12 protein-coding genes, 1 tRNA gene and 1 pseudogene are annotated in these 13,380 nt (G+C 53.6%); 2 read left to right on the top strand and 12 right to left on the bottom strand.

Going from position 1 to position 13,380, the window contains the following annotated elements; all coding sequences use genetic code 11:
- Positions 1–69: 69 nt before the first annotated feature.
- The 3 genes from OGX93_RS04245 to fabI form a co-directional block, all read right to left on the bottom strand.
- Positions 70–2,004, bottom strand: a complete 1,935-nt coding sequence (locus OGX93_RS04245; protein WP_286449566.1) for an exoribonuclease II — start codon at positions 2,002–2,004, stop codon at positions 70–72.
- Positions 2,005–2,092: 88 nt separating this feature from the next.
- Positions 2,093–3,250 (bottom strand): carboxymuconolactone decarboxylase family protein, encoded by a 1,158-nt coding sequence (locus OGX93_RS04240; protein ID WP_286449565.1) that lies wholly within the window; start codon positions 3,248–3,250, stop codon positions 2,093–2,095.
- A gap of 243 nt (positions 3,251–3,493) precedes the next feature.
- Positions 3,494–4,282, bottom strand: coding sequence for an enoyl-ACP reductase FabI (fabI, locus tag OGX93_RS04235; protein ID WP_024130306.1), 789 nt, complete (start codon positions 4,280–4,282; stop codon positions 3,494–3,496).
- Between the two features lie 477 nt (positions 4,283–4,759).
- On the opposite strand from fabI, the gene OGX93_RS04230 reads away from it, so the two are divergent.
- Positions 4,760–4,835 (top strand) — tRNA-Thr (locus tag OGX93_RS04230).
- A gap of 109 nt (positions 4,836–4,944) precedes the next feature.
- On the opposite strand, the gene OGX93_RS04225 is transcribed toward OGX93_RS04230, so the two are convergent.
- From OGX93_RS04225 to OGX93_RS04185, 9 genes and pseudogenes are all read right to left on the bottom strand, one after another.
- Positions 4,945–5,778, bottom strand: coding sequence for an SdiA-regulated domain-containing protein (locus OGX93_RS04225; RefSeq protein WP_012132255.1), 834 nt, complete (start codon positions 5,776–5,778; stop codon positions 4,945–4,947).
- 85 nt (positions 5,779–5,863) lie between these two features.
- Entirely contained in the window at positions 5,864–6,670 is an 807-nt protein-coding gene (sapF, locus tag OGX93_RS04220; protein WP_012132256.1) for a peptide ABC transporter ATP-binding protein SapF, read from the bottom strand.
- Between the two features lies 1 nt (position 6,671).
- Positions 6,672–7,664 carry a peptide ABC transporter ATP-binding protein SapD gene (sapD, locus tag OGX93_RS04215; RefSeq protein WP_012132257.1) on the bottom strand — a complete coding sequence of 331 codons (993 nt, stop codon included), beginning with the start codon at positions 7,662–7,664 and terminating at the stop codon, positions 6,672–6,674.
- Positions 7,664–8,554: a peptide ABC transporter permease SapC gene (gene sapC, locus OGX93_RS04210; protein WP_012132258.1), complete on the bottom strand. Its 891-nt coding sequence runs from the start codon at positions 8,552–8,554 to the stop codon at positions 7,664–7,666. The genes sapD and sapC overlap by 1 nt, the downstream gene beginning before the upstream one ends.
- The gene (sapB, locus tag OGX93_RS04205) at positions 8,541–9,506 is read right to left on the bottom strand and encodes a peptide ABC transporter permease SapB (RefSeq protein WP_047463560.1); all 966 of its coding nucleotides are present in this window, start codon (positions 9,504–9,506) and stop codon (positions 8,541–8,543) included. The genes sapC and sapB overlap by 14 nt, the downstream gene beginning before the upstream one ends.
- Positions 9,503–11,146 (bottom strand): ABC transporter substrate-binding protein SapA, encoded by a 1,644-nt coding sequence (gene sapA / locus OGX93_RS04200; protein ID WP_115181595.1) that lies wholly within the window; start codon positions 11,144–11,146, stop codon positions 9,503–9,505. Before sapA ends, sapB begins: the two co-directional genes overlap by 4 nt.
- A 72-nt stretch (positions 11,147–11,218) precedes the next feature.
- A pseudogene (locus OGX93_RS04195) lies at positions 11,219–11,599 on the bottom strand (tyrosine-type recombinase/integrase); the annotation flags it as partial.
- A 466-nt stretch (positions 11,600–12,065) separates the two neighbouring features.
- Positions 12,066–12,548 (bottom strand): DUF2778 domain-containing protein, encoded by a 483-nt coding sequence (locus OGX93_RS04190; protein ID WP_071258396.1) that lies wholly within the window; start codon positions 12,546–12,548, stop codon positions 12,066–12,068.
- On the bottom strand, positions 12,545–13,027 hold the full coding sequence (locus tag OGX93_RS04185; protein ID WP_071258395.1) for an Hcp family type VI secretion system effector: 483 nt from the start codon (positions 13,025–13,027) through the stop codon (positions 12,545–12,547). Before OGX93_RS04185 ends, OGX93_RS04190 begins: the two co-directional genes overlap by 4 nt.
- Before the next feature lie 118 nt (positions 13,028–13,145).
- On the opposite strand from OGX93_RS04185, the gene OGX93_RS04180 reads away from it, so the two are divergent.
- Complete coding sequence (locus OGX93_RS04180) at positions 13,146–13,373, top strand: DNA polymerase V (protein ID WP_286449564.1); 228 nt, start codon at positions 13,146–13,148, stop codon at positions 13,371–13,373.
- The last annotated feature ends 7 nt before the right edge of the window (positions 13,374–13,380 follow it).

The raw sequence follows: 13,380 nt of genomic DNA, 5'->3' as shown, positions 1-13,380 counted from the left end.
TGCGGTGGGTGGGGCGGGCAGAAAAAAAACGGCCTTTCCGGTTAAAGAAAGGCCGCTACATCAAAAACGTCAGGCGACAGGCCGGGCGATAATGCTACGGGTTTCCATGCGAACTTCCGCGATCGTTACATCGATCACATCCGTCACTTTGTATACCGTTTCACCTTTGATCTGCACGGAGCCGCTTTCCTGGCTGCAAACCAGCTCGTCACGTACGGCATGCAGGAACGGCGCCGGGATAAAGGCCATTGCGCCATTATCGACCAGGCGAACGCGCATCCCGCCGCGGCTGATATCAACGATTTCCGCCGCAAAGCGTGTTTCTGTACCGGCTTTATCATTCAGGAAGCGCGCATATAACCAGTCTCCGACGTCACGTTCCGCCATACGGTTCAGGCGGCGGCGTTCAGCCATCTGCTGCGTTGTCTCTTCCTGCGGACGCGCGATGGTTTCGCCTTTGATGACGGCCTTCAGCAGGCGGTGGTTAATCATGTCGCCGTATTTACGAATCGGAGAGGTCCAGGTCGCATACGCTTCCAGACCCAGTCCGAAGTGAGGGCCCGGTTCGGTGCTGATCTCTGCGAATGACTGGAAGCGACGAATACGGCTGTCCAGGAAACCGGACGGTTGGGCATCCAGCTCGCGGCGCAGTTTGCAGAAGCCTTCCAGGGTTAATACGTCTCCTGCGTCAACGTGCAGGCCATGCGTTTTCAACAACGCTGCCAGCGCGTCGGCGTTGGCCGGGTCAAAGCCCATGTGAACGTTGTAAATACCAAAGCCCAGTTTGTCGCGCAGCACGCGGGCGGCGCAAATGTTCGCCGCGATCATGGACTCTTCCACAATGCGGTTCGCAATGCGGCGAGGTTCCGCGACGATATCCAGCACTTCGCCTTTCTCTCCAAGAATAAAGCGATAGTCCGGGCGATCTTTGAACACCAGCGCATGGTTGTGACGCCATTCGCCACGGCTCAGGCAAATGCGCTGGAGCAGGCGGATCTGTTGGGCGATAGCGTCACTTTCAGGCTGCCAGCTGCCGGTATTTTCCAGCCAGTCGGAGACATTGTCGTAGGCCAGTTTGGCTTTCGACTTGATCGTGGCCGCAAAGAAGGTGATGTCATCTTCAATAGTGCCGTCGGAGGCAATGGTCATGCGGCAGGCCAGTGCCGGACGAACTTCCTGCGCGCGCAGGGAACAGAGGTCGTCAGACAGTTCGCGCGGCAACATCGGGATGTTGAAGCCCGGCAGATAGTTGGTAAACGCCCGGATTTTTGCGATGTTATCCAGCTTGCTGCCTTCCGCAATCCACGCGGTCGGGTCAGCAATCGCAACCGTCAGTTGCAGCTTACCTCCGCCCAACTCTTGCGCATAAAGGGCGTCATCCATATCTTCGGTGCTGGCGCTGTCGATAGTGACAAAATCCAGCGCGGTCAGGTCCTGGCGTACCAGACCTTCATCAAGCATTTCTGTCGCCGCGCCGTTCGGCGCTTCTTTTTCGAGATTATGGCGGGCCAGCGTGACCCACCACGGTACGAAGTGGTCGTCGGCGAAGGTGATGAACTGGGTTAACTCGGCGTAGAAAGAGCGGTCGCCTTTCAGCGGATGACGGCGCATTTCAGCAACGGCCCAGTCACCCTCTTTAAATTCGTGTTCCACGCCACGGGCGGCACGGCATGGGATAGCGTCTTTCAGCAACGGATGATCCGGTACGATGGACAGACGATCGTTTTTACCCTGGATTTTGCCCACGAAGCGGGTCAGGAACGGCTCGATCAGTTCTTCTGGCTCGGCGGACTCGCGTTCTTTTTCCGTATGGATCACCGCGACAATACGGTCGCCATGCATGACTTTTTTCATCTGCGGCGGCGGGATGAAATAACTTTTTTGTGCATCGACTTCCAGGAAGCCAAAGCCTTTTTCCGTGGCTTTTACCACCCCTTCAGCACGCGGCGTCTGGGAATGTAGTTGCTGTTTAAGCTGCGCTAGCAGCGGGTTGTCCTGAAACATAATTGTCTATTTTCGTGGCCAAAAGAGCGGCTGACAGTTTTACGCGATTCTGCCTGGCGCAGCAAGCGCTCTTTCAGTAAAGGCGCGGTTAATGTGTTTCGCCCAACGCGATTTTTAAACGGTTCAACCAACCGCACAATCCGCACCAGCCCAGCAAGTTGACGGCCTGTTCCAGTGACGCCCCTTGTTCGAGTAACGGCGTGAATTGCGCAGCGCTAAAACGATCGGGCGCCCTGGTCAGCCATTGTATCGCTTGCGTGACAGGACGCTCAACCGGATGTTGGCTTTCCCAGTGCTGTATCTCCCGTTCACCCCGGCGGAACACCGAAATTGTCTCTGCCCATTCGCTCGCGTGGCGTGACTGTTCATTAAAACAGGCGACGCTGCCATTGATGCGCGACGTGAGCAGCGTGGCGAGTGGGAGCGACGCCGGTGGCGCATCCGTACGCAGGGCGCTGGTGAGCAGTGTGCCAAGCAAAGAAAGCAGGGCGGGTTCGTGAACCAGGACTGGCGCGAGCGTCAGCAGTTCTGCAACCGGCTGATGGTGAGACAGGCACTCCAGCTGTTCGGCGCTGGCGTAACGTATTTCCACGCCTTCCTGAGCCGGGTGCCATTGCGCGTCCTTTTCCTGGAAAAGCTGCGCATCGGCGAATTGCTGTATATCCAGACCCGGCACCCAGCGGACGGGGTGTCCATGATAAGCCTGGAATATCGCCACGACGCGCGCCTGAAAACCCACAAAACCAATAATCTGGTTTATCAGAATGATGTCGCTGGTCGTCAGACCCACATCGTCAAGGTGCTGGCGGTCGCGGGCATTAATGACCGCAGGGGAACTGGCCAGTTGACGCGCGTATTGCGTGATTTGCGCCAGTCGGTGGTTACTCTCCCGGGAAGAGTCCGGGCCGGGAAGCGGGGTTAGTCGTGCGGCGTAATGGTTACAGAGCCGCTGTACGCCATAGACCTGGGCAACGGTCAATGCGGTGCTCATCCGTTCATAGGCGCTGAACGTGTGGAGACGATTCTGTGTGACGCGCTCGGGAAAGAGGCGTTGAGCAAGTTGACGGGCAGGGTGCAACCAGGACTGAAAGGGTAAAAGCACGTCTTCGGCGATCGCTAAATCCAGCAGAAAACTGTCCTCGACGTTCGCGGCTTCCGGCACCAGCGGGAGAACCTCTTGCGGATAAGTGCTGGACTGGGTTTCATGATACCAGTGGCTTTTGCCTTCAATTCGGCGTTGTTCCATGGGCGTTCCTTGGTCTAAAAGTGGCGACCCGGACACGTCGTCGTCGAATCACGCCGGATCGTTTTCGCTGCATTATCCTGGCGTAAGCAAGAGAGGGGATAAAAGATTGTTAGGTGATAATAAATATCAGAATGATATATACCGCGATGCGACAGCGCGCGAAGAATGGAAGGGGGGGAAAGGCGTCATCAGAGAAGGGAATAATGGGCGACGCTGCGCCGCCCATTGCGGGAAGTGAAACGATTATTTCAGTTCCAGTTCGTTCATGGCTGCGATGCTGAAACCGCCGTCGACGTGAACGACTTCACCGGAGATACCGGCAGACAGATCGGAGCACAGGAAGGCGGCAGAGTTGCCCACATCTTCAATGGTAACGGTGCGGCGAATCGGCGTAACCGCTTCGCAATGCGACAGCATTTTACGGAAATCTTTGATGCCGGACGCGGCCAGAGTACGGATCGGACCTGCGGAGATTGCGTTAACACGAACACCTTCCGGGCCCATCGCGTTAGCCATGTAACGCACGTTTGCTTCCAGAGACGCTTTTGCCAGACCCATGACGTTGTAGTTCGGGATTGCGCGCTCAGCACCCAGATAAGACAGGGTCAGCAGGGCGGAACCCGGATTCAGCATGGTACGGCAAGCTTTTGCCATCGCCACAAAGCTGTAAGAGCTGATGTCGTGCGCGATTTTAAAGCCTTCACGGGTAACGGCATTCACATAGTCGCCATCCAGCTGATCGCCAGGCGCGAAGCCGATAGAGTGAACGAAACCGTCGAATTTCGGCCAGACTTTACCCAGTTCGGCAAACATAGCGTCGATGCTGGCATCTTCAGCCACATCACACTGCAACACGATGCTGGAATCCAGTTGAGCGGCAAACTCTTCCACGCGGCCTTTCAGTTTGTCGTTCTGGTAGGTGAACGCCAGTTCAGCTCCTTCGCGGCGCATCGCCTGAGCGATACCGTAGGCGATGGACAATTTGCTGGCAACACCCGTTACCAGAATGCGCTTACCGGAAAGAAAACCCATAGCTTTAATCCTTATAGTCATTACTTATTTTTTGCTTTTAATATCAATAAATTAAAAGCAACATTTCAAAGTTATTCGAAATTAGCTCGAAATTATATCCCACTCACAGCCCTTTGTGTCACGATATTTTTCCGTCATTTCCCGTGACTTAGCTCCGGGGCGGCGCAGGACGAGCCTGTTTACTTTCGATATTTTCCTGCATCCGTCCAGTATATCACCCGCTATCAGGTTCGCCTCATCCAACCAGCACGAGCGGGTGACGCGCTGCGAATATAAGGGATAAATACATTTGGACGAATCATAATGGTTGCATGACTAATTCTACTTATGTATTATTCGCAGCCGGTTCGTTATGACGCGTAAGTGCGTGATAACTCACAAGAACCGTCAAACCGCCATTAGCTCATCTGGAAGAGCGAACGACATTTGTTGTGGGTGTTGTAGGGAACGGGGTTCGAGGCCTCGATGGCGGCCCAGGCCGACTTAGCTCAGTAGGTAGAGCAACTGACTTGTAATCAGTAGGTCACCAGTTCGATTCCGGTAGTCGGCACCATTTCAAACGTTTCCAGTGTTTTCTGACTTCATAAAAGCCCGCGTATCGCCGTTTCTTCTCTCCCGTCAAAACCGCGCTTCAACGGGAAAGAAGAGTCTGAACTTACGGTTTACCTGCCAGTCGAGACCTTTTCAAATCGATAAAACAGGTTCGGCTCACTCATAATATAAATGTTGCCGGCCTTATCCATCGACACGCCTTCAGGTTGCGGGATATCTTCCTCAAGACCATTTTCGCCCTGCGTTAATGACATCCGGCGCAGCACATTGCCGTTCAGGTCTATCTCTGTCAGGCTGCGTGACTCATCAGATAAGATCAGCAGATGTTCACCGTGGATGTGAAGGGCGGAGATATCGTCTACGTCCAGATTTTTAATCAGATCATCCAGTGGGACGATCTCAGAAAAATGAGTAAGGCCGCCGTCGCTTTGGGTTCGGTACAGCATGACCGGTTTACGTTCTTTGGCGAAATAGAGTTCATTTCGTCCGGCCATCCAGGCAATGCCTTCGATTCCCCGATTGCGCGCGTTCTCAAACAGGTCTGTTTCTATTTTTCTCACTGACCTGATGTCCAGATCCTGGCTGAGCTGGTAAACATACATCGCGGAGTCTGCTTCATCGACCAGTAAGTATGTCCCGTTACCCGCGTATTCGATTGATTCAGCATCTTTAATCCGATCTGCGATGCTTTTTCTGGCGAGTATTTCTCCATTTTTAGACAGTTTGAGGATGGTGGCGGGTCTGTTGAGGGTGGCGACAAAAACATCTTCTTCGGGCACGTAGCTCAGGGAGGATAAATTGTCGATCCCGGACAACGGTTTTTTGAAGTCCAGAGTGTAGCCGAATGCCGGTTCAGTCTGGTTGTCAGCACGAGTGAATGCGAAAGCGGACGCCAGTAGCACAGCCAGCGCCAGACACAGGATCAGCCAGGAATATTTTCTCATGGGCGCTCCTGCATTCGGGGCGCGTGGTGGATGACCAAATGGCCGTTAATTGATTCAGACAACAACATCATAACGCTCCTTCAGGCTAGCGATCTTTTCGCCAGGCGTCGGCGGTGAGGGCTTCGCCGAAGTGTCCTGCGATCAAACGGCGGGTGAGTTCATGTAACGGAGAGGCGAGAACATCAGCGGTGCTGCCGCGTTCGACCACTTCGCCCTGGTGCATGACCAGCACCTGATCGCTGATGTGTTTCATCATCCCCAGATGCTGAGTGACGTAGATATACGAAATCCCCTGTTTTTCCTGGAGTTCCAGCATCAGGTTGATGAGCTGCGAGCGCATCGACATATCGAGCGAAGCCAGCGCTTCGTCGGCGATGATCACCTTCGGGCGTAAAATCAGGGCGCGGGCTAATCCCAGACGCTGTTTCTGCCCTGGCGCCAGCATGTGCGGATAATAGCTGACGTGGTCAGGGAGAAGACCGACCATCCGCATGGTTTCAATAATCTGCTTACGTCGCTGCTCCGGTTCCAGATCGGTGTTCAACCGCAGCGGGAAATCCAGAATCTGCGAGATGCGCTGTCGCGGATTGAGTGACGTTGACGGGTCCTGAAAAATCATGCGGATACGCTGGCTGCGAAACGAGTAGTCGCCGTATTTCAGCGGATGATCGTCAATCAGCAGTTCGCCGCTGGTCGGCGCGATCATTCCTGCCAGCATTTTCGCCAGCGTGGATTTGCCGGAGCCATTCTCGCCAATAATGGCGAGCGTCTGGCGTTCGCGTAAGGTGAAGCTGAGCGGCTTTACCGCCTCGACGGTCTGACGCCGGAACCATCCTGTACGGTAGCGGAAGGTTTTACTCAGGTTACGCACTTCGAGCAGGGTTTCCACCATGTCACTCTTTCTCCATATTCAGCGGAAAATGACAGGCGTAGAGATGATTCTTCGCCCCGGTCAGACGCGGGGTTTCAATGCATTCTCGTTGAGCATACGGGCAACGCGGCCCCAGACGACAACCTATCGGTAATTGTTCCAGCAGCGGGATTGCCCCTGGCATGGTATTCAGGCGGCTTTTATGCGGCATGGCGCTGCCAAAATCCGGTATCGCGCGGATGAGCGCCTGAGTATAAGGGTGGTGAGGCGTAGCCACCAGATCCTTACTGGGCGCAGTTTCGACCGTCTGCCCGCAATACAGAACGTTAATTTTGTCTGCCCACTGGCTGAGCATTTGCAGGTCATGGCTGATCAGCAAAATAGTGGTATTGCTGTTCTGGTTCAGGCGCGTCAGCAGGCGGAAAATCTGCGCCTGGGTGGTGGGTTCCATCGCGTTGGTCGGTTCGTCGGCAATCAGCAAGCGCGGTTGATTGGCGAGCGCAATGGCGATCATGACTTTCTGACATTCGCCATCCGTCAGCTCATACGGAAAACTGCGCATCGCGTCTTTGTGATCTTTAATGCCGACCCGGTGCAACAGTTCAATGGCACGGCGTTTTCGCCAGCCAATACGCTGCCACCAGCGACCTTTATAGGTCCAGGCGGGAATATTCTGCATCAGTTGACGGCCAATGCGCTCCGAAGGATCAAGGCACGACTGCGGTTCCTGAAAGATCATCGACACGTTATGGCCGACCAGTTTGCGGCGCTCGCGTGCGGAAAGACGCAGCAGGTCGATATCGTCAAAGCGCATACGGTCGGCGGTGACGCGCCAGTTGTCTTTCGCCACACCGCAAATGGCTTTCGCAATCAGGCTTTTCCCGGAGCCGGATTCGCCGACCAGTCCACGAATTTCCCCTTCATTTAACGTCATACTGACCCGATCTACGGCTTTAACCCAGTCTTCGCCGGTTTTAAATTCAATGGTCAGGTTACGGATATCCAGTAACGGCATTATTCCACCCCCGCGATAATCGCGCGCCGGATGCCGTCGCCAAGCAGGTTCACCAGCAGAACGCTGATCATAATTGCCGCGCCTGGTAACATCACCGTCCACGGCGCGACATATATCAGCTCCAGCGCGTCGCCGAGCATGGCGCCCCATTCAGGAGAGGGGAGTTGCGCGCCGAGGTCGAGAAAACCGAGCGCGGCGATATCGAGGATCGCCATCGACAACGCGCGGGTGATTTCGGTAATCAGACCGGCGGTAATATTGGGAAGAATGGCAAACCAGAGAATATTGAGCGTGGTGGCGCCATCGAGGCGCGCGGCGATCACATACTCTTTTTCCAGCTCGTCATGCACCATGCTGTAGACCGAGCGCACCATACGCGGCAGCAGTGCGAGCCAGACGGCAAACATTGCGTGACTCAGATGCGGCCCGGCAAAGGCAACAACGATAATCGCCAACAGCAACGACGGAATAGAGAGCAGGGTGTCCAGAATATGGTTGAGTACGGCGGAGCGTAAGCCGTGCGTAGCCCCGGCGACAACGCCCAGAATCAGGCCGCACAGCGTTGCCGCCAGCGTGACGATAAACGCGCCGCCGACGGTGGGCGCCGCGCCGCTCAGCAGGCGACTTAAAACGTCACGCCCCAGATCGTCCGTGCCCAGAAAAAACGAGACTTCGCCATAGCGCGACCAGGACGGCGGCAGCAACTGGTAGCCGAGGAACTGCTGATCGATGCCGTAGGGAGCAAACCAGCTGCCAAAAATACACAGCACCACCAGACCTGCGCAGCCGTAAAGACCGACCATCGCAGAAGCGTCGCCATAAAATTTGCGCCAGGCAGTGCGCAGCGTTCCCGGTGGGCGCTTTTCGCTGTACACACTATCGTAAGGCATACCATTCCTTATGTTTCAGAGGGTTAGCCATAGCACCCAAAATATCAGAGATCACGTTGACGATAATCACCAGCGAACCAACCACCATTACGCCTGCGGAAATAGCGGCGTAGTCCTGCTGGCGGATAGCGTTGATCAACCAGCGTCCCAGCCCCGGCCAGCTAAAGACCATCTCGGTGATCATCGCCAGCGTCAGCATGGTGGAAAACTGCAAGCCGAGACGCGGGATCACCGGCGGCAGCGCGTTGTGTAGCACATGCCGACGCAGAATCGTCAGCCGTGACAGACCGCGCGTCGCCGCTGCCTTCACGTAATTCTGGTCATACACTTCAATAGTGCTGATGCGCATCAGACGAATCACTTCCGTGGTGGGGGCGACGGCCAGCGTCAGCACCGGCAATACCATGTGGCGCACTGCGCTCATCACCATCTCATCGCGCCAGGGCGAGTCGGAAATCCAGGCATCAATAATGGCGAAACCGGTGACCGGCTTCACTTCGTAAAGCAGATCAAAACGACCTGATACCGGCAGCCAGCCGAGCGTGAGCGAGAAAAACAGCGTCAACAGCAGCGCCAGCCAGAAGACCGGAATCGAAAATCCCACTAAGGCGAGGGCGCTGATGAAACGGTCTGGCCATTTATTCCGCGTTACGCCTGCCAGCATCCCCACGGGGATTCCGACCATCAGGGCAAAGCCGAAAGCGAGAATGCACAGCTCCATCGTGGCGGGAAAAACCTCTTTGAGCTGTTCAGAGATCAGCTGGCCGTTAATGCTGGAAACGCCAAAATCCCAGTGGATCAGGCTGTTAAACCAGAAAACCCAGGCGTTCCACAACGATGCGCCCTGTAATGGCGCATGGGGCGTGAAATAGCTCAGGCTAAAGCCGATAAAGGTCAGAAAGAACAGCGTGACCAACAGCAGCAGAAACCGACGCAGGGTGAAAATAATCATGGTTTTTTCACCTCATCTTCTTTTTCCCGCGAAACACCGGCAAACGAGGCGTTACCAAAGGGACTTAAAACCAGCCCTTTAATATCATAGCGATAAGCCTGTAAACGCAGCGAGGAGGCGAGCGGCAGTATCGGCAGCTCTTTTGCCAGAATATTTTGCGCTTCATCATACGCGTCAATACGCGCCGCAAGCTGCTGGGACGAGAGCGCTTTTCGCAGAATGCCGTCAAACTCAGGATGGCACCAGTGTGCAAAGTTGGTTTGTGAGTTAATGGCGGCGCAGCTCAGCAACGGCCTGAAGAAACTGTCTGGATCGTTACTGTCGGTTGCCCAACCGGACAACGTCAGATCATGGTTCATGTCCATCAACCGCGCCTCCTGGAAACGACCTTCTACCGGAACAATCACCACTTTTACGCCGACCTGCGCCATATCCGCCTGGATCAGCTCGGCGGTTTTCAGCGGGCTGGGGTTCCAGGCCTGGGAACTGGTCGGCACCCACAGCTGTAGCGTTAAGTTTTCCAGCCCCAGCGCTTTCAACTGCTCGCGGGATTTAGCCGGATTGTATTCTGTAATTTTAGCCTCGTTGTCATAGGCCCACGAGGCGCGCGGCAAAATAGAGGCGGCGGTTTCCGCTGTACCGTAGTAGATCGACTGCATCAACCGCTGGTTGTTGATCGACAACGCCAGCGCATGGCGTACGGCGGGATTATTCAGCGGCGGCTTATCGGTATTAAAGGCCAGGTAGGCGATGTTCATACCGGGGCGCAGCGTCAAACGCAGGCGCGGATCGTCGCGCAGAATCGTGAGCTGACTGGCGGCGGGCCAGGCCAGCACATCGCATTCGCCGGTGAGCAATTTCGATAAACGGCCTGTGCCGCCGGAGCCTAAGTCAACCACCACCTGCGGCATCAGCGGTTTACCACGCCAGAATCCCTCATGACGTTGCAGACGAATATATTGTCCGGCGCGATATTCCGAGAGCTGGAACGGGCCGGTGCCGACCGGCTGGCGGTCAATCAGTTCCGGGTGATCCTGCTTTGTCAGCTGCGCCGCATATTCCGCTGACATGACCGACGCATAGTGCGTCGCCAGATGCCATAAGAAGGAGGCGTCTGGTTGGGTCAGGCGAAATTCGACGATATTGTTGTCCAGCTTACGCACGCTCTGGACGTTATCGGCAAACTGCAAACTGTCGAAATAGGGAAAACTGCCGCCGTTAACGTTATGCCAGGGATGTTTGCGATCAAAAATGCGCTCGAAGGTAAACACCACGTCATCCGCGTTCAGCTTGCGGGTAGGGGTGAACCAGGCGGTCTTCTGGAAAGAGACGTTGCGACGCAGGTGGAAACGGTAGGTCGCGCCGTTGTCCAGCACTTCCCAGCTTTCTGCCAGTTCCGGCACCAGACGATAAGTATAAGGGTCCACATCCAGCAGTCTGTCATACAGCTGGGCGGCAAGCGTATCAACGATCAGGCCGCTGCTCGCTTTTTGTGGATTGAAGGTGTTGACCTGCCCACTGACGCAATAGACAAAACCGCTGTCGCGAATATCAGCATGCATAGTCGGTTCAGGCGCAGCCGCAGCCTGACCACTCAGGAGTCCAGCCATCACGATCAGAGACGATAAAACCAGGCGCATAATTTTTAAGGGATTATGTATAAAGATGCTATCTTACTAATATTTAATGACATTTGCCATTGCCGTTTGTGTTTAGGGGCATAATGGGGGCAGTAGTGATGGTAATCGGGCGTTTAACATTGCAACCTGATCAGCGTTCATACCAGCTATCCACTTCGAATATACCTCATAAACCATCTTAGCATTTTCATGGCCCATCTGACTCGCAATAAACGAAGGGTTAGCCCCGGTGGACAATAGCCAGCAGGCGTAAGTATGGCGCGACTGATAGGGTGGGCACCTCCTGATGCCGGATCGTTTCCAACTGCTTGCGATGGAACCCCGCGAAAAATAAGTGCTCCCATCCTTTGACTGTTTTCCTGGAACAAACACGAATCTGAGGCTTTGTTGTTCAGTGTGTCCATGCTCTCTATGATTGAAAACGATATCTGTCTTTTCCATATGCCCGGTAAGCCAAAGCAGCAGAGTACGCTGCAACAGCTGCAGTCAGAAAAGCCGCTGCGGATAAAGATGCTGCTCTACCGTCGTATAGCCAGTACAATACTGTGACGAATTTCGGCTCAGGTAAAAACGGGGCTGAACTGGCTGGCATTGACGTAATAATTAATGCGGCAAAAACTTAAAGATGAACAGGGGGAGGGAATCCTCCCCTATGTGTATTAATAGTTGTTATTCGCTCGACTGTTTTTTCTAACAAGTCGAAAGGTTATGATAATGAATAAACTATTCAGCAAGGCTGTAGTCAATAGAGTGAATAATGAATAGTAAATATCCCACTTCTCAATATCAATAAACCCATATTTATTTGACAGCCATGTGAACAATTGTTGCTCTGGTACTACCGCAAAAAATACAATAAAAATGCAAGCATACGATAATAAATAAATATGCCATAACACTGTAAATTTCAAAGTATTCATCAGTACACCTGCACCGTGCCGAACGCGACGAGGTGCGTCCCGTTTATTCTAAATGTCGGCTGTCTTAAAATGGCTTCTCTCAATATGTTGTAATGAGTAGTGCTGACGAACGTTATACAGCCGTTGCTTACTCCTTTGTATCCCGCGGGATGCAGTCTGAAATTCCCTCTCTTTACTTCCTCGACGAACGTATAATCATCAATATTCGAGTCTTCACGATATAACGCGAACCAGTTGAAATAATTCGAGCCAGACGCTACCGAATATGCCACGTTTTTGATGAAATGCACCGCGCCGCTACCCGGTCTGGCGACAATATAGTATTTGCCGGGTGGAAGCGGCCCCTTCTCCGGAACGCCGGTTTTGCCCGGATTGTTTCTGTTCTCACCCGCGTTTCCAGAGTAAGCCGGAAAGAATCCCACGCCAGGGCAGCTCAGCGTCGACAGCTGTCCGCTATTGAGATGAAACGTGCAGCGGATCATCTGTCTTTCCATTCATCAGAAAAGATGATGTTGCCGTCGCAGTGCTTCCAGGTGATTTTCTCGTATCGTAGCGCAACGCTTTCGAGATGGTTATGCTTCTCGGTGGCAGGGGTCTTCACGTCGTGCATCATCGGGCAAATCGAGACGACTTTGACGTTCTCTAGCAGCATGTTGATGTATTCCACCTCCTGCCCGGCGTCATTAATGCGGTACCATTTGAACTTCGCACTTTTCAATGTCTGACCCTTTGCCACTGCTTTGTACAGATATGGGCTTGAGCTGTCGAACTCCTTTTCAAATACAAGAGCGCTATGTACGCGTGTGCCGGTGATCTTCCCTGTCATATTATCGGTCGGCAGATGTAGTCCATGACCGAACCCCAAAACCTCAATACTTCCTTCGCGATCTTGTACATCAACAGCGCTTTTGATATCTGCGCCGCCATCATCTTTCAGCCAAAGATATGCCGGGATTGCCATTTCAAAACTCCTTTTTTTATTAACGGTTCATATGCTAGAAACGTTAATAAACCCCTAATTATTAAGATTATTAGGCAAAATGTGTTATGCAAAATCTATATATTTCAGTTGATTATTGATGAGGTTTGCAATATTGATTTTTTCAATTATCCGCATTGAACCGAATGGACGCAGAACTGTCACTACTCAGGCATTCTTGAGCGGGCTGGGAAAAGTGAACTGGAACTGGTCTCTGGGACAGGCCAACACCTGGATAGAAACGTATGTGACGACGTTCAAGGATGTTACTGACCACGAAGGCAAAGATCGTACTTTCCAGCTTTTCAATCCGAACGGAGGGCTATGAGATGGGT

This window comes from Citrobacter sp. CK195, from assembly GCF_030333365.1.
GTDB lineage: Bacteria > Pseudomonadota > Gammaproteobacteria > Enterobacterales > Enterobacteriaceae > Citrobacter_B > Citrobacter_B koseri.
The sequence above is the reverse complement of the archived record's forward strand: the minus strand, read 5'-3'. Positions and strand labels throughout refer to the sequence as shown.

Excerpts from the sequence above, each read along its gene's own strand:
- OGX93_RS04245 (WP_286449566.1), bottom strand. The coding sequence starts at position 2,004 with ATGTTTCAGGACAACCCGCTGCTAGCGCAGCTTAAACAGCAACTACAT.
- OGX93_RS04240 (WP_286449565.1), bottom strand. The coding sequence starts at position 3,250 with ATGGAACAACGCCGAATTGAAGGCAAAAGCCACTGGTATCATGAAACC.
- fabI (WP_024130306.1), bottom strand. The coding sequence starts at position 4,282 with ATGGGTTTTCTTTCCGGTAAGCGCATTCTGGTAACGGGTGTTGCCAGC.
- OGX93_RS04225 (WP_012132255.1), bottom strand. The coding sequence starts at position 5,778 with ATGAGAAAATATTCCTGGCTGATCCTGTGTCTGGCGCTGGCTGTGCTA.
- sapF (WP_012132256.1), bottom strand. The coding sequence starts at position 6,670 with ATGGTGGAAACCCTGCTCGAAGTGCGTAACCTGAGTAAAACCTTCCGC.
- sapD (WP_012132257.1), bottom strand. The coding sequence starts at position 7,664 with ATGCCGTTACTGGATATCCGTAACCTGACCATTGAATTTAAAACCGGC.
- sapC (WP_012132258.1), bottom strand. The coding sequence starts at position 8,554 with ATGCCTTACGATAGTGTGTACAGCGAAAAGCGCCCACCGGGAACGCTG.
- sapB (WP_047463560.1), bottom strand. The coding sequence starts at position 9,506 with ATGATTATTTTCACCCTGCGTCGGTTTCTGCTGCTGTTGGTCACGCTG.
- sapA (WP_115181595.1), bottom strand. The coding sequence starts at position 11,146 with ATGCGCCTGGTTTTATCGTCTCTGATCGTGATGGCTGGACTCCTGAGT.
- OGX93_RS04190 (WP_071258396.1), bottom strand. The coding sequence starts at position 12,548 with ATGATCCGCTGCACGTTTCATCTCAATAGCGGACAGCTGTCGACGCTG.
- OGX93_RS04185 (WP_071258395.1), bottom strand. The coding sequence starts at position 13,027 with ATGGCAATCCCGGCATATCTTTGGCTGAAAGATGATGGCGGCGCAGAT.
- OGX93_RS04180 (WP_286449564.1), top strand. The coding sequence starts at position 13,146 with ATGAGGTTTGCAATATTGATTTTTTCAATTATCCGCATTGAACCGAAT.